At 70.8% G+C, this 16,439-nt stretch carries 19 protein-coding genes and 5 tRNA genes; 6 read left to right on the top strand and 18 right to left on the bottom strand.

Going from position 1 to position 16,439, the window contains the following annotated elements:
* The first annotated feature begins 99 nt into the window (after positions 1 to 99).
* Positions 100 to 285 carry a 50S ribosomal protein L28 gene (gene rpmB, locus B7R87_RS24645; protein WP_003957616.1) on the top strand — a complete coding sequence of 62 codons (186 nt, stop codon included), beginning with the start codon at positions 100 to 102 and terminating at the stop codon, positions 283 to 285.
* A 152-nt stretch (positions 286 to 437) separates the two neighbouring features.
* Here rpmB and thiD read toward each other — a convergent pair whose 3' ends face one another.
* Positions 438 to 1,253 (bottom strand): bifunctional hydroxymethylpyrimidine kinase/phosphomethylpyrimidine kinase, encoded by an 816-nt coding sequence (thiD, locus tag B7R87_RS24640; RefSeq protein WP_040913971.1) that lies wholly within the window; start codon positions 1,251 to 1,253, stop codon positions 438 to 440.
* 32 nt (positions 1,254 to 1,285) lie between these two features.
* The gene (locus tag B7R87_RS24635) at positions 1,286 to 2,248 is read right to left on the bottom strand and encodes a thiamine-phosphate kinase (RefSeq protein ID WP_006346333.1); all 963 of its coding nucleotides are present in this window, start codon (positions 2,246 to 2,248) and stop codon (positions 1,286 to 1,288) included.
* A gap of 339 nt (positions 2,249 to 2,587) precedes the next feature.
* Between B7R87_RS24635 and B7R87_RS24630 the strand changes: the two genes are divergently transcribed.
* Together B7R87_RS24630 and B7R87_RS24625 are read left to right on the top strand one after the other, a co-directional pair.
* Positions 2,588 to 2,821, top strand: coding sequence for an Lrp/AsnC family transcriptional regulator (locus tag B7R87_RS24630; protein ID WP_006346334.1), 234 nt, complete (start codon positions 2,588 to 2,590; stop codon positions 2,819 to 2,821).
* A 20-nt stretch (positions 2,822 to 2,841) separates the two neighbouring features.
* The gene (locus B7R87_RS24625; RefSeq protein ID WP_006346335.1) at positions 2,842 to 3,363 is read left to right on the top strand and encodes a DUF3515 domain-containing protein; all 522 of its coding nucleotides are present in this window, start codon (positions 2,842 to 2,844) and stop codon (positions 3,361 to 3,363) included.
* A 30-nt stretch (positions 3,364 to 3,393) separates the two neighbouring features.
* On the opposite strand, the gene B7R87_RS24620 is transcribed toward B7R87_RS24625, so the two are convergent.
* The 3 genes from B7R87_RS24620 to B7R87_RS24610 all read right to left on the bottom strand — a co-directional run bounded on the left by B7R87_RS24620 (position 3,394) and on the right by B7R87_RS24610 (position 6,492).
* Complete coding sequence (locus B7R87_RS24620) at positions 3,394 to 4,551, bottom strand: D-alanine--D-alanine ligase family protein (protein ID WP_006346336.1); 1,158 nt, start codon at positions 4,549 to 4,551, stop codon at positions 3,394 to 3,396.
* A gap of 160 nt (positions 4,552 to 4,711) precedes the next feature.
* Complete coding sequence (locus B7R87_RS24615) at positions 4,712 to 5,743, bottom strand: NAD(P)H-dependent glycerol-3-phosphate dehydrogenase (RefSeq protein WP_006346337.1); 1,032 nt, start codon at positions 5,741 to 5,743, stop codon at positions 4,712 to 4,714.
* A complete protein-coding gene (locus tag B7R87_RS24610; RefSeq protein WP_006346338.1) occupies positions 5,740 to 6,492 on the bottom strand; it encodes a lysophospholipid acyltransferase family protein in 753 nt (250 codons plus the stop codon). Before B7R87_RS24610 ends, B7R87_RS24615 begins: the two co-directional genes overlap by 4 nt.
* Positions 6,493 to 6,673: 181 nt before the next feature.
* Between B7R87_RS24610 and cofC the strand changes: the two genes are divergently transcribed.
* Both cofC and B7R87_RS24600 read left to right on the top strand, forming a co-directional pair.
* Positions 6,674 to 7,357 carry a 2-phospho-L-lactate guanylyltransferase gene (gene cofC, locus B7R87_RS24605; protein ID WP_006346339.1) on the top strand — a complete coding sequence of 228 codons (684 nt, stop codon included), beginning with the start codon at positions 6,674 to 6,676 and terminating at the stop codon, positions 7,355 to 7,357.
* A gap of 9 nt (positions 7,358 to 7,366) precedes the next feature.
* Positions 7,367 to 7,570 (top strand): hypothetical protein, encoded by a 204-nt coding sequence (locus B7R87_RS24600; RefSeq protein WP_006346340.1) that lies wholly within the window; start codon positions 7,367 to 7,369, stop codon positions 7,568 to 7,570.
* 176 nt (positions 7,571 to 7,746) lie between these two features.
* Here B7R87_RS24600 and B7R87_RS24595 read toward each other — a convergent pair whose 3' ends face one another.
* The 4 genes from B7R87_RS24595 to leuC all read right to left on the bottom strand — a co-directional run bounded on the left by B7R87_RS24595 (position 7,747) and on the right by leuC (position 10,936).
* Positions 7,747 to 8,397, bottom strand: coding sequence for an HU family DNA-binding protein (locus B7R87_RS24595; protein ID WP_006346341.1), 651 nt, complete (start codon positions 8,395 to 8,397; stop codon positions 7,747 to 7,749).
* A gap of 164 nt (positions 8,398 to 8,561) precedes the next feature.
* Positions 8,562 to 8,789: an SCO5555 family protein gene (locus B7R87_RS24590; RefSeq protein WP_006346342.1), complete on the bottom strand. Its 228-nt coding sequence runs from the start codon at positions 8,787 to 8,789 to the stop codon at positions 8,562 to 8,564.
* 114 nt (positions 8,790 to 8,903) lie between these two features.
* On the bottom strand, positions 8,904 to 9,497 hold the full coding sequence (gene leuD / locus B7R87_RS24585) for a 3-isopropylmalate dehydratase small subunit (protein ID WP_006346343.1): 594 nt from the start codon (positions 9,495 to 9,497) through the stop codon (positions 8,904 to 8,906).
* Positions 9,498 to 9,502: 5 nt separating this feature from the next.
* Positions 9,503 to 10,936, bottom strand: coding sequence for a 3-isopropylmalate dehydratase large subunit (leuC, locus tag B7R87_RS24580; RefSeq protein WP_006346344.1), 1,434 nt, complete (start codon positions 10,934 to 10,936; stop codon positions 9,503 to 9,505).
* Between the two features lie 143 nt (positions 10,937 to 11,079).
* Between leuC and ndgR the strand changes: the two genes are divergently transcribed.
* The gene (ndgR, locus tag B7R87_RS24575) at positions 11,080 to 11,796 is read left to right on the top strand and encodes an IclR family transcriptional regulator NdgR (protein ID WP_006346345.1); all 717 of its coding nucleotides are present in this window, start codon (positions 11,080 to 11,082) and stop codon (positions 11,794 to 11,796) included.
* Positions 11,797 to 11,977: 181 nt separating this feature from the next.
* Here ndgR and B7R87_RS24570 read toward each other — a convergent pair.
* From B7R87_RS24570 to B7R87_RS33200, 9 genes are all read right to left on the bottom strand, one after another.
* Positions 11,978 to 12,050 (bottom strand) — tRNA-Glu (locus tag B7R87_RS24570).
* Positions 12,051 to 12,074: 24 nt separating this feature from the next.
* Positions 12,075 to 12,146, bottom strand: a tRNA-Gln gene (locus B7R87_RS24565).
* Positions 12,147 to 12,162: 16 nt separating this feature from the next.
* Positions 12,163 to 12,235: transfer RNA gene (locus B7R87_RS24560), tRNA-Glu, on the bottom strand.
* A gap of 63 nt (positions 12,236 to 12,298) precedes the next feature.
* A tRNA-Glu gene (locus B7R87_RS24555) sits at positions 12,299 to 12,371 on the bottom strand.
* Positions 12,372 to 12,392: 21 nt separating this feature from the next.
* Positions 12,393 to 12,464, bottom strand: a tRNA-Gln gene (locus tag B7R87_RS24550).
* Positions 12,465 to 12,552: 88 nt separating this feature from the next.
* Positions 12,553 to 13,269 (bottom strand): HAD family hydrolase, encoded by a 717-nt coding sequence (locus B7R87_RS24545; RefSeq protein ID WP_006346346.1) that lies wholly within the window; start codon positions 13,267 to 13,269, stop codon positions 12,553 to 12,555.
* 9 nt (positions 13,270 to 13,278) lie between these two features.
* Positions 13,279 to 14,766 carry a glutamate--tRNA ligase gene (gltX, locus tag B7R87_RS24540; RefSeq protein ID WP_040913980.1) on the bottom strand — a complete coding sequence of 496 codons (1,488 nt, stop codon included), beginning with the start codon at positions 14,764 to 14,766 and terminating at the stop codon, positions 13,279 to 13,281.
* Positions 14,759 to 15,544, bottom strand: a complete 786-nt coding sequence (locus B7R87_RS24535) for a fumarylacetoacetate hydrolase family protein (RefSeq protein WP_006346348.1) — start codon at positions 15,542 to 15,544, stop codon at positions 14,759 to 14,761. The genes gltX and B7R87_RS24535 overlap by 8 nt, the downstream gene beginning before the upstream one ends.
* A 164-nt stretch (positions 15,545 to 15,708) precedes the next feature.
* Complete coding sequence (locus B7R87_RS33200; protein ID WP_164516019.1) at positions 15,709 to 15,882, bottom strand: hypothetical protein; 174 nt, start codon at positions 15,880 to 15,882, stop codon at positions 15,709 to 15,711.
* Positions 15,883 to 16,439 lie beyond the last annotated feature (557 nt).

Raw genomic sequence — 16,439 nt, 5'->3', positions numbered from 1 at the left:
CATCGGGCGACCATCCCCCGGCAAAGCCACCGAGTCAGCTTCTGATTTCCGGCTCGCCGGAATTCACTGTACGTGCATCTGAAGTCTTTGGAGTGACCCGTGGCTGCCAACTGCGACGTCTGCGGCAAGGGGCCGGGCTTCGGCAACAACATCTCCCACTCGCACCGCCGTACGTCCCGTCGCTGGAACCCGAACATCCAGCGCGTGCGTGCCGTGGTCGGTCGGACGCCGAAGCGGCTCAACGTCTGCACCTCGTGCATCAAGGCCGGCAAGGTCTCGCGCTAACAGCGGACGCCCCGTCGCTAGCGCAGCCCCCCGGTTGCCTGACCAGGCGGCCCACCTTTCGAGGTGGGCCGCCTGGTCTTTTTGCCGTGGTGCCGGTACCACTCCGGGACGGTGCCGGAGGTACGGGACCCCTCGGGCCCCGTACCGGCCGGTCAGCGCGGAGCGGTCCCGCGCCAGCCGTGGTGGACCGGGCCGATCCCGGCGCCCAGCGGGAAGCCCGCCGCGATCGCGCCCGTGACGTACTCCTTGGCCGCCGCCACCGCCTCCGGCACCCCGAGGCCCTTGGCCAGGCCCGCGGCGATCGCGGACGCCAGCGTGCAGCCCGTGCCGTGGGTGTGCCGGTTGTCGAGGCGGGGGGCGCGGAACCAGTGCACTTCGGTGCCGTCGGTGAGCAGGTCCACCGCGTCGCCCGCGAGGTGCCCGCCTTTGATCAGTGCCCAGCGCGGCCCGAAGCCGAGGACGGCGTCGGCGGCCCGCCGCAGCCCCGTCTCGTCCCCGGCGACGACCCCGGTCAGCTGGGCGACCTCGTCGAGATTGGGCGTGGCGACGGTGGCGAGGGGCAGCAGGGTCCGGCGTACGGAATCGAGGGCGGAGTCCGCGAGCAGGGAGTCCCCGTGCTTGGAGACCCCGACCGGGTCGACGACGACGGGCGCGTCGGTGGTCGCGAGCAGTGCGGCGACGGTCTCCACCAGTCCTGCGGAGGCCAGCATGCCGGTCTTGACGGCCTGGACGCCGATATCGTCGACGACGCTGCGGTACTGGGCGCGTACCGCTTCGGCGGGCAGCTCCCAGAAGCCCTGGACACCGACGGAGTTCTGCGCGGTCACCGCGGCTATGACGCTCATGCCGTGGGTTCCGAGGGCGAGCATGGTCTTCAGATCGGCTTGGATGCCGGCGCCGCCGCCGGAGTCGGATCCGGCGACGGTCAGCACCCTGGGCGGCACGAAAGGCGCGCGGGGCGCGCACAGCTCGATGGGCACGACGGGCGGGGTGGGCGGGGTCACGATCCGTCTCCGAAGTGGTCCCAGCCGCTGCCGCCGTGCCAGGGGATGCCGTCGACGGTGACCTGGGGGGCGCCCGAGGGGTTGAGGACCTCCCCGATGGTCTTCCAGCGGGCAGGGAGTTTGGCGTCGGGCGGGAAAGTGGCGACGATCGCGTGGTCCTCTCCCCCGGTGAGCACCCACTGGACCGGGTCGACGCCGACGGCCTGCCCGATGTCGTGCATCTGGCTGGGGATGTCGATGGCGCCGGAGCGCAGGTCGATCCGGACCTTGCTGGCCTCCGCGATATGGCCGAGGTCGGCGATCAGACCGTCGCTGACGTCGCACATCGCGGTGGCGCCGAGCCCGGCGGCCGCCGGGCCCGCGTGGTAGGGCGGCTCGGGCCGCCGGTGCGCCTCGACGAAGGCGCGGGGTGAGCGGAAGCCGCGGGAGAGCACCGCGTGACCCGCGGCGGACCAGCCCAGCCAGCCGGTGTAGGCAACGACGTCACCGGGCCTGGCCCCGCCGCGGGTGACGGGCTCGTGGCCGCGGAGATCTCCGAGCGCGGTGATGGCGAGGGTGATCACCTCTCCGCGTACGACGTCACCGCCGACCACCGCGGCCCCGGCGACCTGGCATTCGTCGCGAATGCCGTCCATCAGCTCGGTCGCCCAGGTGACGGGGAGATCGGCGGGGACGACCAGACCGAGGAGGAGGGAGGTGGGGACGGCGCCCATGGCGGCGATGTCGGCCAGATTCTGCGCGGCGGCCTTGCGGCCCACGTCGTACGCGGTCGACCAGTCCCGGCGGAAGTGCCGGCCCTCCAGCAGGATGTCGGTACTCGCCACCACCCTGCGGTCGGGCGCGGCGACCACGGCCGCGTCGTCACCGGGTCCGATCCGGACCGCGGGGGTCGAGGTGAGCCGGGAGGTGAGCTCTTTGATCAGGCCGAACTCTCCCAACTCGCCCACAGTGCCCTTCACCCGAGTCTCACCTCTCCGTCGTCCCGCCGGACCACCCGGCCGGGCTGTCGTGCTGTGGTGCCGTTCGCCGCGCGCCGCCGCGGGACGCGCCGTTCCGCGGCCGGACCGGCCCGGTCGCGGGGCGCCGGGGGGCTCGGTACCGTCAAGGGACGCGTCAACGTGCGCTCGACGCACGCCACACTACGGACGCCTCCCGGCGCGCGGGTCTCCCCGTCGCCCGTGGCGACGCGATACCGTGGCGTCTCTTTCTCCCCCCTGGGGTTTCCCCACCCGAGTCGCCGGCGGCGCCGAGGGCACCGTTGACCGGGGAAGCACACCCAGGGCCGCCCTGGAGGTTCCGTGGTACAGGCGTACATCCTGATTCAGACCGAGGTCGGCAAGGCGTCGGCCGTCGCCGAGACCATCGGCAAGATCCCGGGAGTGATGCAGGCCGAGGACGTCACCGGCCCCTATGACGTGATCGTGCGGGCCCAGGCGGACACGGTGGACGAGCTGGGCCGTCTGGTGGTCGCCAAGGTCCAGCAGGTGGAAGGCATCACCCGCACACTCACCTGCCCGGTCGTCCACCTGTAGCCCCCGTCTACGCTTGGCCGGTGACTTCCGCCCGCCGGTCCCGCTTCCGCTCCCACGGCCGTCCCCGCTTCCGCTCCGCGGCGCCGTCCCTGCGTCTCGCCCTGTCCGCGGCCGTGCTGCTCGCCGTCACCGCATGCTCCGCGGACCGGGCCGAGGTCGCCGTCCCCCGCCCTCCGGAGGGGGAGTCGGCGCTCTGCGAGGCACTGGACGGGCAGCTTCCGGAGGCGGTCGGCGGACAGGACCGCTCCGACCCCGAACCCGCGTCGAAGCTGACCGCGGGCTGGGGCGACGCCGCGATCGTACTGCGCTGCGGCGTCCCCCGGCCCGCGGGGATGAGTGATCCCGCGGCCCAGGCGGTGGAGGCCGACGGGGTCAACTGGATGCTGGAGCGGACCGGGGACGGTACGCGCTTCACGACGACGTACCGCGAGACGTACGTCGAGGTGTCGATGGACGGGCGGTACGCGAACGACGCCACCCCGCTCGCCCAGTTGGCCGGCGCGGTGAAGGAGACCGTGCCGGCCACGCTCGAACTGCCGTGACGGCCGCCCGCGCGGGGCGGGCGGTCCGGGTCAGCGCAGGCCGGTGGTGCGGCGCAGCGCAGCTGCGATGAGCCGGTCGACCAGTTCGGGGTAGCCGACCCCGGTCTCCTGCCACATCCGCGGGTACATGGAGATCGGGGTGAAACCGGGCATGGTGTTGATCTCGTTGATGACGAACCGGCCGTCGGTGGTCAGGAAGAAGTCGGCGCGGACCAGGCCCTCGCAGCTCGTCGCCTCGAAGGCCTCGACGGCGAGCCGGCGGACCTCGGCGGTCTCCTCCTCGGTGAGCCGGGCGGGGACGATGCCGTCGGCGGAGTCGATGTACTTGGCGTCGAAGTCGTAGAACTGCCCGTCCTGGTCGACCAGGATCTCGGCGGGGACGCTGGCCCGCGGCCCGTCCTCGAACTCCAGCACCCCGCATTCGATCTCACGGCCGCGGACCATCGCCTCGACGATGATCTTCGGGTCGTGGCGGCGGGCCGCTTCGATCGCGGCGTCGAGTCCTTCGGCGGACTCGACCTTGGTGATGCCGATGGACGAACCGGCCCGGGCGGGCTTCACGAACAGCGGCCAGCCGTGCTCGTCGGCGAAGCCGAGGAGCCGCTTGCGGGCGGCGCCCGGGTCGCGCTCCCAGTCGCGGGGGCGGATGACCTCGTACGGTCCGACGGGCAGCCCGTAGGAGACGAGGATCCGCTTCATGTACTCCTTGTCCTGGCCGACGGCCGAGGCGAGGACGCCGGAGCCGACGTACGGTACTCCCGCCAGCTCCAGCAGGCCCTGGAGGGTGCCGTCCTCGCCGTAGGCGCCGTGCAGCACCGGGAAGACGACGTCGACCTCGCCGAGGGCCTTGGGGACGGCGCCGGGCTCGCTGTAGACGAGCTCGCGGTTGCCGGGTTCGGCGGAGAGCACCACGGCCCCGGAGGCCCCGTCGGCCAGTTCGGCCACGTTCGGGGTGCGCCGGTCGGTGATGGCCATCCGGTCGGGCTCGTCCGCGGTCAGCACCCAGCGTCCGTCGAGCGTGATGCCGACGGGGATGACGTCGTACTTCGTCCGGTCGATGGCGCGGAGTACGGCGCCGGCGGTGACCGTGGAGATCCCGTGCTCGGAGCTGCGCCCGCCGAAGACGACGGCGACCCGCGGCTTACGGCCCTGCGGATCGGGGGTCTGGGGGAGGTTCTCGGTGCTCATATCGCCCTGAGACTACCGTGCGAACCGTCATCCGCCAGGGCGGCTCCGCCGGGGTGGGTGGAAGGTACGGGGCGCTGCTCGCGGTACCGGCTGCGCCGCGGTGGTCGGGCGGGGTCCCGGGGGCGCCGCCCCCGGGACACTCCACCGCGCCGCAGGCGGGTCAGCGGCGTTCGGGTTTGGCGCTGCGCGACATCAGTTCCTTGAGGGCGACCGCCGGGGGCTTGCCGTCGTGGACGATGCCGACGACGGTCTCGGTGATGGGCATGTCGACGCCGTGGCGGCGGGCCAGGTCCAGCACCGATTCGCAGGACTTGACGCCCTCCGCGGTCTGCTTGGTGACCGCGATGGTCTGCTCCAGCGTCATGCCCTTGCCGAGGTTGAGCCCGAAGGTGTGGTTGCGCGAGAGCGGGGACGAGCAGGTGGCCACCAGGTCGCCGAGTCCGGCGAGTCCGGAGAACGTCAGCGGGTCGGCGCCCATCGCGAGCCCGAGGCGGGTGGTTTCGGCGAGACCGCGGGTGATGAGGGAGCCCTTGGCGTTGTCCCCGAGGCCCATGCCGTCGGCGATGCCGACCGCGAGACCGATGACGTTCTTCACCGCGCCGCCGAGTTCGCAGCCCACGACGTCGGTGTTGGTGTACGGGCGGAAGTACTGGGTGTGGCAGGCGGACTGGAGGCGCCGTGCCACCTCCTCGTCCCGGCAGGCGACGACCGCGGCGGCGGGCAGCCGCTGGGCGATCTCCCGGGCGAGGTTGGGTCCGGTGACCACGGCGACCCGCTCCGCGGGCACCCCGGCGACCTCTTCGACCACCTGACTCATCCGTTTGGTGGTGCCCAGTTCGACGCCCTTCATCAGGGAGACCAGCACCGTGTCGGCGGGCAGCAGGGGCGTCCAGGCGGCGAGATTGGCGCGCAGGGTCTGCGAGGGCACGGCGAGCACCGTGAAGTCGGCGCCGTCCAGTGCCTCGGCGGGGTCGGTGGTGGCCCGCAGCCCGGCGGGGAGTTCGATTCCGGGCAGATAGTCAGGGTTGGTACGGGTGGTGTTGACGGCCTCGGCCAGTTCGGGGCGCCGCCCCCAGAGGGTGACCTCGCAGCCCGCGTCCGCGAGGACCGTGCCGAAGGCGGTGCCCCAGGAGCCGGTTCCGAAGACGGCTGCCTTGACGGGCCGGTCGGCGTGGTGGGCCGAGTCTGTCACTGCTTTCCTTCCCCTGCGGCCTTGCGCCGCTGTTCTTCCCGGGCCTTGCCGTGGTCCCACGGCCGGTCCGGTGCCTTCTCGCCGCGGACCTCCTCCAGGAGGCCGGTGATGGCGCTCATGATGGCCTCCGTGGCCTCGCGCAGCACCTCGGGCGTCGGTTCCCGATCGTAGAACCTGCTCAGGTCGACGGGCGGCCCGGCCTGCACGATCAGGGTTTTACGGGGGAAGAGCCGGACCTTGTTCTCCCGGGCGTACGGCGGCATCGCCAGGTTCGCGCCCCACTGGGCGACCGGGATGACGGGCACCTTGGTCTCCAGGGCGATCCGGGCGGCGCCGGTCTTTCCCGCCATGGGCCAGGTCCCGGGGTCACGGGTGATGGTGCCTTCGGGGTAGAAGGCGACGCAGTCGCCCCGTTCGATGGCGTCCACGGCGGACCGGTAGGCGTCGAGGGCATTGGTGCTCTCGCGGTAGACGGGGATCTGCCCGGTGCCGCGGAGCATCATCCCGACGAACGGCGTGGAGAACAGCGGGGCCTTTGCGAGAAAGCGCGGGACGCGTCCGGTGTTGTACTGGAAGTGCGCATACGAAAGGGGGTCGAGATACGAGTTGTGATTGACCGCGGTGATGAATCCGCCGTCGGCCGGAATGTGTTCCGCGCCGCGCCAGTCCCGCTTGAACAGAACCAGTAGCGGCGGTTTGGCGATGACCGCCGCCAGGCGGTACCAGAAGCCGATTTTTCGGCGGGACACGCGGACACCCTTTCTTCTGCGGACGCGTACGAGCCCCGGACGGACTCGCCGGTCACCGGGCTGCCGCCCGGTGGCGGGGATCAAGTGTCGCCCCGGCCCTCCGGTCTGTCGAGCACACCGTACGCCCCGGTCACCGGGGCGCGCCCCGCCGTGCGCCGGGGCCGGGCGACAATGGGGTCCGATGACACACGGACGGAGCGCCGCCCTGGACAGCGATGCACGGGCCCACTGGTCCCTGGTGATCCCCCTCAAACCCCTTGCCGTGGCCAAGAGCCGCCTCGCCGGTGCCGTCGCCGCGGCCGTACGGCCCGAGGTGGTGCTCGCCTTCGCCCAGGACACGGTGACCGCGGCGCTGGACTGTCCGGCCGTACGGGATGTGGTCGTTGTCACGGACGATCAGGTCGCCGGGGCCGAGCTGGCGGCGCTGGGGGCCCGGATCCTGTCCGATCCGCCGGGTGCGGGCCTCAATGCGGCGCTGGCGCACGGGGCGCATTCGGTACGGCTGCGGCGCCCGGACGCGGCGGTGGCCACGCTGAACGCGGATCTTCCGGCGCTGCGGCCCGGGGAACTGGCCCGGGTCCTGGAGCGTGCGGCCCGTTTCCCGCGCTCTTTCCTGCCGGATGCCGCGGATATCGGGACGACCCTGCTGACGGCCGCGCCGGGCGCCGGGCTGCGGCCCGCGTTCGGGGGTGCGTCGCGCCGCCGGCACACCGCGTCGGGGGCGGTGGAGCTCCGGCTGCGGGACGTGGATTCGGTCCGCCGCGACGTCGATACGCCCGATGATCTGGCGGCCGCGCTGCGCCTGGGCGTGGGGCCGCATACGACGGCCGGACTGGCCCGGGTCCGCCTGCGGGTGGAGGGTTAGGCTGCGGGTATGCAGGCGACCTCGTACACATACGACCCCGACACCCGCCGCGGCAGTGTGCTGCTGGACGACGGCACGCCGGTGGAGTTCGACGCCGCCGCCTTCGACGCGGGCGGGCTGCGGCTGCTGCGGCCCGGTCAGCGGGTCCGCATCGAGACCGAGGGCCGGGGCGCCGGGCTGCGGATCACCCTGGTGACGCTCCAGACGTTCTAGGCCGGGTCCGGGAAAAGCAGCGCCGCCGGGCCGTGTGGATCCCGTCCCTGCGGGAACGCCCGTACGGGGGACTCCGGACACGCCGCGGGCCGGGCTCCCCCAGAGGAGCCCGGCCCGGCGCGTGAGTGGCCTGTGCGGCGGGTGCCGCTTACCGGTGGCGGCCTGGGCCGGCCGACCTACCGCTTGCGCGCGGTGGTCTTCTTGGCGGCGGTCGTACGCGCCGTCGTCTTCTTGGCCGGGGCCTTCTTGGCGGTCGCCTTCTTCGCCGGAGCGGTCTTCTTGGCGGTCGCCTTCTTGGCGGGGGCGGCCTTCTTGGCCGTGGTCTTCTTCGCCGCGGCCTTCTTGGTGGTCGTCGCCTTCTTGGCCGCGGTCTTCTTCACCGCCGCCTTCTTGGCGGGTGCCGCCTTCTTCGCCACGGTCTTCTTCGCGGCGGCCTTCTTGGCGGTGGCCTTCTTGGCCGCGGCCTTGGCCGTCGTCCGGGTGGAAGCGCCGCCCGAGAGGCTGCCCTTGGGGGCCTTCTTGACGGAGACCTCGCCGCCGCGCGGCAGCTTCTTGGCCCCGCTGACCAGGTCCTTGAAGCCCTGGCCTGCGCGGAAGCGCGGGACGGAGGTCTTCTTGACCCTGACCCGCTCACCCGTCTGAGGGTTGCGGGCATAGCGGGCCGGGCGTTCGACCTTCTCGAACGAACCGAAGCCGGTGACCGAGACCCGGTCTCCGCCGACGACCGCGCGGACGATCGCGTCAAGCACCGCGTCGACCGCATCGGCGGCCTGCTGGCGGCCGCCGAGCTTGTCGGCAATCGCTTCTACGAGCTGCGCCTTGTTCACGTCTTCCCCTTCGGAGACATTGCCGGACCGAATCTGTCCAGGCTTTTTCGCACGTTAGGCAGATATATACCGCAAATCAAACACGAAACGGGCTAATCACCCTAGTGCCGCAATGAAATCGACCGCTCTTGTCTCCGCATGCCGCTCCTTCGCGAGCCGGGATGTCAGTCGCCGCCGGGGATTCGACCCTCGTCGATGTCCCGCATCAAGCGGTCCAGACGCCGTGCCGCGTCCGGGAGATCGTGCTTCGCCGCAGCCGTGATGACCAGCAGCTTCCGGGAGAGCGCCGTCCTTGCGCCCTCCGGGACTTGCAGTGTGCGCACTACGGTGTGCGCTTCCTTCAACCGGGCCGCGACGACCCCGTACAGGTCGAGTTGATTGTCGCGTTCCATGCACCGATTGTGCCATCTGGGGCGAGTTGTCGCCCGGCGGGCCCTCAACAGACGACTGCGCCCCCCACCGGACGGTGGGGGGCGCAGTCGAGGATAAGCCCTGATCAGACCCGATCAGACCTGAACAGTGCTGGGTTTGTAGGCGGGCCTGGAGGCCTCGTAGGCCGCGATGTCCGCTTCGTTCTGAAGGGTGAGGCTGATGTCGTCCAGCCCGTTCAGCAGCCGCCAGCGGGCGTTCTCGTCGAGCTCGAACGGGGCGGTCAGCCCGGCGGCCCGGACCTCGCGCGCCTCCAGGTCGACGGTGACCTCGGCGGTGGGGTCGCTCTCCGTCAGCTGCCACAGGGCGTCGACGGTCTCCTGCGGCAGGACCACGGTCAGCAGGCCGTTCTTCAGCGAGTTTCCGCGGAAGATATCGGCGAAGCGGGCCGAGATCACGGCCTTGAAGCCGTAGTTCTGGAGCGCCCAGACGGCGTGCTCACGCGAGGAGCCGGTGCCGAAGTCGGGGCCGGCGACCAGGACGGTCGCCCCCTGCCGCTCCGGGCGGTTGAGCACGAACTCGGAGTCCTTGCGCCAGGCCTCGAAGAGCCCGTCCTCGAAGCCGTCGCGGGTGACCTTCTTCAGCCAGTGGGCCGGGATGATCTGGTCGGTGTCGACATTGCTGCGGCGCAGCGGGACGGCCCGGCCGGTGTGGGTGGTGAAAGCTTCCATGGTGATCAGACTCCAGCGGGCGTACGGGCGGCGTCGATATCGGACAGGTCGGCCGGGGAGGCCAGTGTGCCCACCACCGCGGTGGCGGCTGCGACCTGCGGCGACACCAGATGGGTGCGGCCGCCCTTGCCCTGCCTGCCCTCGAAGTTGCGGTTGGACGTGGACGCGGAGCGCTCGCCCGGCGCCAGTTGGTCGGGGTTCATGCCGAGGCACATCGAACAGCCCGCGTGCCGCCATTCGGCGCCCGCGGCGGTGAAGACCTTGTCCAGGCCCTCTTCGACGGCCTGGAGGGCGACCCGGACCGAGCCGGGGACGACCAGCATCCGGACCCCGTCGGCGACCTTGCGGCCGTCGAGGACGGCGGCGGCGGAGCGCAGGTCCTCGATCCGCCCGTTGGTGCAGGAGCCTACGAAGACGGTGTCCACATGGATGTCGCGCAGCGCCTGTCCGGCGCTCAACCCCATGTACTCCAGGGCCTTTTCGGCGGCCAGTCGCTCCGAAGCGTCCTCGTACGAAGCCGGGTCGGGGACCGCGGCGGAGAGCGGGGCGCCCTGGCCGGGGTTGGTGCCCCAGGTGACGAACGGGGAGAGCGCGGCGGCGTCGATGACGACCTCGGCGTCGAAGACCGCGTCGTCGTCGGTGCGCAGGGTCTCCCAGTAGGCGACCGCCGCGTCCCAGTCGGCGCCCTCGGGGGCGTGCGGGCGGCCCTGGAGGTAGTCGAAGGTGGTGCGGTCGGGGGCGATCATGCCGGCCCGGGCGCCCGCCTCGATGGACATGTTGCAGATGGTCATCCGGGCTTCCATCGAGAGCTTCTCGATGGCGGAGCCGCGGTACTCCAGGACATAGCCCTGGCCGCCGCCGGTGCCGATCTTCGCGATGATCGCCAGGATCAGGTCCTTGGCGGTGACACCGTCGGGCAGCTCGCCCTCGACGGTGATCGCCATGGTCTTGGGGCGGGCCAGCGGCAGGGTCTGGGTGGCCAGCACATGCTCCACCTGAGAGGTGCCGATACCGAAGGCCAGCGCGCCGAAGGCGCCGTGGGTGGAGGTGTGCGAGTCGCCGCAGACCACCGTGGTGCCGGGCTGGGTCAGTCCCAGCTGCGGTCCCACCACATGGACGACGCCCTGCTCGATATCGCCGAGCGGGTGGAGCCGTACCCCGAATTCGGCGCAGTTGCGGCGCAGCGTCTCCAGCTGGGCGCGCGAGACCGGGTCGGCGATCGGCTTGTCGATGTCGAGGGTGGGGGTGTTGTGGTCCTCGGTGGCGATGGTGAGGTCCAGCCTGCGCACGGTGCGGCCGCTCATCCGGAGGCCGTCGAAGGCCTGGGGGCTGGTCACCTCGTGCAGCAGGTGCAAATCAATGTAGAGCAGGTCGGGCTCACCTTCGGCGCGCCGGACGACATGGTCGTCCCAGACCTTCTCCGCCAGTGTCCTACCCATCGCTTTACCTCCGCCCGGCCACGGTGCCGGCCTACTGGATATTCGGGTGCGGGCCCGGTGCTCCCCGGCCCGCCCCTACAGACTGTCGGGTTCTCCGGAAAATTGAACTTGCGTTTCACAGTGTGAGACGCGAATATCGTTTCATGGACAACTCTAGCGGCGTCGGCGTTCTCGACAAGGCGGCTCTGGTTCTGAGCGCACTGGAGTCCGGTCCGGCCACCCTCGCCGGGCTGGTCGCGGCCACCGGGCTCGCCCGGCCCACGGCTCACCGACTGGCCGTGGCACTGGAACACCACCGGATGGTGGCGAGGGACATGCAGGGCCGGTTCATCCTCGGTCCGCGGCTGTCCGAGCTCTCCGCCGCGGCGGGCGAGGACCGGCTGCTGGCGACGGCGGGACCGGTGCTCACGCATCTGCGGGACGTGACCGGCGAAAGCGCCCAGCTCTACCGGCGCCAGGGCGATATGCGGATCTGTGTGGCGGCCGCGGAGCGGCTGTCCGGACTGCGGGACACCGTGCCGGTCGGTTCCACGCTCACCATGAAGGCCGGATCGTCGGCGCAGATCCTGATGGCCTGGGAGGAGCCCGAGCGGCTGCACCGGGGCCTTCAGGGCGCCCGTTTCACCGCGACCGCCCTGTCCGGCGTCCGGCGCCGGGGCTGGGCCCAGTCCATCGGCGAACGGGAGCCGGGGGTGGCCTCGGTCTCCGCGCCCGTGCGCGGCCCGTCCAACCGTGTGGTCGCCGCCGTCTCGGTCTCCGGACCGATCGAACGGCTCACCAGGCACCCGGGGCGGATGCACGCCCAGGCCGTGATCGACGCGGCGGCCCGGCTGAGCGAGGCGCTGCGCCGCAACGGCTGAGCCGGCCCTCCCGCCCTTCCCTGCCCTTTCTCGTTTCCGTCTCCCCGCCCCGCCCCCGGTCGCCCGCCGTCGCGATCCGGTGGCCGGGGCGGGGAGTTCGTATCTCCCCCGTCGACAGCACGCGGGGGGCACGGAAAAGGAGCAGGCCCTCCGCGCTGACGCGGAGGGCCTGCTCCTCTTGTACCCCCGACCGGATTCGAACCGGCGCTACCGCCTTGAGAGGGCGGCGTGCTAGGCCGCTACACAACGGGGGCAAATCTGAGGTCCATGGGACCGTGCTGGGCTACCAGGACTCGAACCTAGACTAAATGAACCAGAATCACTCGTGCTGCCAATTACACCATAGCCCATGGTGGTTTAGACCAGTACCCCCGACCGGATTCGAACCGGCGCTACCGCCTTGAGAGGGCGGCGTGCTAGGCCGCTACACAACGGGGGCCCTAGCGATCCTGCATCGTGCGCACCGGGAGCTACCCGATGATGCGTACGCGGGAAGGATCTGTACCCCCGACCGGATTCGAACCGGCGCTACTGCCTTGAGAGGGCAGCGTGCTAGGCCGCTACACAACGGGGGCTTTGCAGATAAGCTCTGCGAGCTGGCCTACCAGGACTCGAACCTAGACTAACTGAACCAGAATCAGTCGTGCTGCCAATTACACCATAGGCCACCGGAGCGCAACCCCCCTGCGGGGGATCTGCTCGGCTTGCGCCTTCCTGCCGGGCCTTTCGGCCCTCTCGGGCGGCGCAGGAAGAACATTACCCGAAGGTGGACGGCGCTCCAAAACGGGTATCCCCCGCCAACAGGCCGGGCAACTGGCCGAGACCGGTGATCCTGACCAGCTCCGGCCGTCCGCCGCGGCCGGTGCGGTCCAGCCAGATTCCCCGCAGGCCCGCCTCGACGGCCCCGCGGGCGTCGATATCGGGTTCGTCCCCCACGTACGCCACCTCGTACGGTGCCAGCCCCACGGCCTCGCAGGCGGCGTGGAAGGCCTCGGCAGCGGGTTTGGAGATGCCCAGGTCGGCCGCGCAGACCATGGCCTCGAAGCGGTCCCGTACCCCCAGTGTCCGCAGTTTGTGCTCCTGCACCTCGGAGGCGGAGTTCGACAGGACCGCGTGCCGGTAGCCGGCCAGGCTGTCGAGGGCGGGCACGGTGTCCGGGAAGAGCGACCAGGCGGCCTCGTAGTGGGTGATGTAGCGGCCGAACCAGGCGTCGGCCTCGGCGTCGTCCAGTCCGAGACCGGTGAAGGTACGGACCCGGTCGCGGCGCTGCCCGGGGAAGTCGACCTCGCCCGCCGCGAAGCGCGCCCAGTGCAGGGCGGTGGCCCGCTGCCAACGGCCGAGGGCCTGCTCCACGGAGGTTTCTCCGTCGAGCAGGCCCTCGGCGTGCAGATGCTCGCGCATTCCCGCGATATCGGCGCCGCGATAGTCGAAGATCGTGTCGTCGATGTCCCAGAGGACCGCGCGAATCGTCATGCCCGCAGACTATGCGGCGGGCTGGGCCGCCAGCTTGGCCAGGGCCGCGTCGATCCGGGCCAGGGTCCGGTCGGTGCCCAGGATCTGGAGGGATTCGAAGAGCGGCAGTCCGACCGTGCGGCCGGTGACCGCGACCCGGACCGGGGCCTGGGCCTTGCCGAGCTTGAGGCCGTGGGCCTCGCCGGCGGCCAGGACGGCCTCCTTGAGCGCGTCGGGGCTGCTCCAGTCGGCCGCGGCGAGCTTCTCGCGCGCGGTGACCAGCAGCTCGGCCGCGCCCGGCTTCATCGCCTTCGCCCACGAGGCCTCGTCGTCGACGGGCTCGTCGCGGAAGAGGAAGTCGACGTTGGCGGTGATGTCCGAGAGGACGGTGAGCCGGGTCTGGGCGTACGGGGCGATCGCCTCCCAGGCGGCCCGGTCGAACCGCTCCGGCTCCCAGTTGGCGTACGGGGCGGTCAGCCAGGGCTCGCAGGCCTCGGCGAAGGCCTTCACGTCCAGGCGGCGGATGTGGTCGGCGTTGATGGCCTCGGCCTTCTTGAGGTCGAAGCGGGCCGGGTTGGCGTTGACGTCCGCGATGTCGAACTTCTCCACCAGCTCGGCGACGGAGAACACGTCCTGGTCGGCGGAGAAGGACCAGCCGAGCAGCGACAGATAGTTCAGCAGGCCCTCGGGGAGGAAGCCGCGCTCGCGGTAGAGGTTGAGGGAGGCCTGGGGGTCCCGCTTGGAGAGCTTCTTGTTGCCCTCGCCCATGACGTACGGCAGATGCCCGAAAGCGGGGATCTCCTTGGCCGTGCCCAGTTCGATCAGCGCCTTGTAGAGCGCGATCTGCCGCGGGGTGGAGGAGAGCAGGTCCTCGCCGCGCAGTACGTGGGTGATCTCCATCAGGGCGTCGTCGACCGGATTGACCAGGGTGTACAGCGGGGCGCCGTTGGCCCGGACGATGCCGTAGTCGGGCACGTTCTCCGGGGTGAAGGTCAGCTCGCCGCGGACCAGGTCGGTGAAGGTGATCGGCTCGTCGGGCATCCGGAAGCGGACGATGGCCGCACGGCCCTCGGCCTCGTAGGCGGCCTTCTGCTCCGCGGTCAGATCGCGGCAGTGGCCGTCGTAGCCGGAGGGGCGGCCCTCGGCGCGGGCGGCCTCGCGGCGCGCGTCCAGCTCCTCGGTGGTGCAGTAGCAGTGGTAGGCGTGTCCGGCCTCCAGCAGCCTGCGGGCGACGTCCGCGTAGAGGTCCATCCGCTGCGACTGGCGGTACGGAGCGTGGGGGCCGCCGATCTCGGGGCCCTCGTCCCAGTCCAGGCCCAGCCAGCGCATCGAGTCGAGCAGCTGCTGGTACGACTCCTCCGAGTCCCGGGCCGCGTCGGTGTCCTCGATGCGGAAGACCATGGTGCCGCCGTGGTGGCGGGCGAAGGCCCAGTTGAAGAGGGCGGTGCGGACCAGGCCCACATGGGGGTTGCCGGTCGGCGAGGGACAGAAACGTACGCGGACGTTCGCGTTAGCCACGCTTGATCACCTTGTTGGTGAGAGTGCCGATGCCTTGGATGGTGACGGCGACCTCGTCGCCGACGTTGAGCGGTCCGACTCCGGCCGGGGTGCCCGTGAGGATCACATCGCCGGGCAGCAGCGTCATGGCCTCGGAGATGTTGACGATCAGGTCCTCGACCGGGTGGATCATCTCGCTGGTGGAGCCGAGCTGGCGCTGTTCGCCGTTGACCGTGCACTGGATGGTCAGGTCGCCCGCGGCGGCGGGGTCGATGTCCGTCTCCACCCAGGGGCCGAGGGGGCAGGCGCCGTCGAAGCCCTTGGCCCGGGCCCACTGCTTCTCCCGGAGCTGGACGTCACGCGCGGTGACGTCGTTGGCGCAGGTGAAGCCGAGGACGACGTCCTTGACCCGGTCGCGCGGCACGTCCCGGCACATCCGGCCGATCACCACGGCCAGCTCGGCCTCGTAGTGGACTTCCGCCGAGAAGGAGGGATAGGCGATGGCGTCGCCGGGGCCGATCACCGAGGTGGACGGCTTGATGAAGGCGAAGGGCTCGGCGGGGGGCTCGTTGCCCAGCTCCGCCGCGTGCGCCGCGTAGTTGCGCCCGAAGGCCACCACCTTGCTGGGGAGCACCGGCGGCAGCAGCCGGACCTTGTCCAGGGGGACCTTGGTGCCGGACAGTTCGAAGTCCGCGAACGGAACGCCCTTGATGATGTCGAGGACGAGCCCGTCGGGGGCCTCGCCCTCGACCGCGCCGAAGGCCACGTGGCCGTCGATGGAGAACCTGGCGATGCGCACGGGAAGCCGCTGCCCCTCTGTTGCCGATGATGTCGCTGATGACACTGCTGGAGTCTGACGCTCCAGGCTAACGCGGCGGCGGGCCGGGCCGCCCGGCGCACGGCCGAGCCCCGGGGGCTGCCGGGGCGGCCCCCGGGGCTCGGGGAGGGTGCTGCGGGCCGGCGTCAGGAGGCCGGGGCCTCCATGAGGACCGTGCGGCGCGGGTTGGCCGTGCTCGTCGGGAGGTCCAGGGAGTGCTCCTGCCGCTCCGGAGCCGCCAGCTCACCGGCGTCCTTGAGATGCATCAGGGTGGTGCGGCGGGGGTTGGCTATCGTGCGGAGCAGCATGGTCGTCTTCATCGGCTGTCTTCAGACCCATCGGCGTAGGGCCGCCCGTTCGGGGCGGCGCTTTACAACAGAGGCGCTCTTGCCTAACGCGACAGGTTAAACATCCGAATCCTGGCAAAGCCGTGGAGGACATGTGTGACTGGTGTGAGTTTCCTCACCAACGTCCGGCCAAAGTCGCTGTTTTTGGACATTACATACCGTCAAATTCAACCAGCGAAACGGACATTGCCTACCTGAAGCGGCGATTCCGCTCCCGATCACAACGACCTGGGCATGGGTCACTCACTCCCCACACCCTGGTGACTCATCCGTGAAAGTCCGATTCACACCGTAAGTCTTTCAACGATTCGTGACTCGGTACTCACACCGTGTCACCCAGGTCACAGCACGGTACGCGGCCCTTGTTGGAGATCCGGCACTGTGCTGGAATTCCACGCACCGCCGCAGACACAGTCCGGCGCGCAAGCGGCGCAACGCAGCGCCGAGCGGCGGCGGGAAAGGGGGAGAGCGCCGGTACTCACACCACCAGAGGCGCGGATCCGCGCCTCGCCAGACACCGACACCGTTCT

Origin of the sequence: Streptomyces tsukubensis, assembly GCF_003932715.1 — a bacterium.
Lineage (GTDB): Bacteria > Actinomycetota > Actinomycetes > Streptomycetales > Streptomycetaceae > Streptomyces > Streptomyces tsukubensis.
Note: the sequence above shows the minus strand (reverse complement) of the source record. Positions and strands in the feature narration are given on the sequence as shown.

Excerpts from the sequence above, each read along its gene's own strand:
- cofC (WP_006346339.1), top strand. The coding sequence starts at position 6,674 with ATGACACACGGACGGAGCGCCGCCCTGGACAGCGATGCACGGGCCCAC.
- leuC (WP_006346344.1), bottom strand. The coding sequence starts at position 10,936 with ATGGGTAGGACACTGGCGGAGAAGGTCTGGGACGACCATGTCGTCCGG.
- B7R87_RS24590 (WP_006346342.1), bottom strand. The coding sequence starts at position 8,789 with ATGGAACGCGACAATCAACTCGACCTGTACGGGGTCGTCGCGGCCCGG.
- ndgR (WP_006346345.1), top strand. The coding sequence starts at position 11,080 with ATGGACAACTCTAGCGGCGTCGGCGTTCTCGACAAGGCGGCTCTGGTT.
- B7R87_RS24620 (WP_006346336.1), bottom strand. The coding sequence starts at position 4,551 with ATGAGCACCGAGAACCTCCCCCAGACCCCCGATCCGCAGGGCCGTAAG.
- leuD (WP_006346343.1), bottom strand. The coding sequence starts at position 9,497 with ATGGAAGCTTTCACCACCCACACCGGCCGGGCCGTCCCGCTGCGCCGC.
- B7R87_RS24600 (WP_006346340.1), top strand. The coding sequence starts at position 7,367 with ATGCAGGCGACCTCGTACACATACGACCCCGACACCCGCCGCGGCAGT.
- B7R87_RS33200 (WP_164516019.1), bottom strand. The coding sequence starts at position 15,882 with ATGAAGACGACCATGCTGCTCCGCACGATAGCCAACCCCCGCCGCACC.
- B7R87_RS24545 (WP_006346346.1), bottom strand. The coding sequence starts at position 13,269 with ATGACGATTCGCGCGGTCCTCTGGGACATCGACGACACGATCTTCGAC.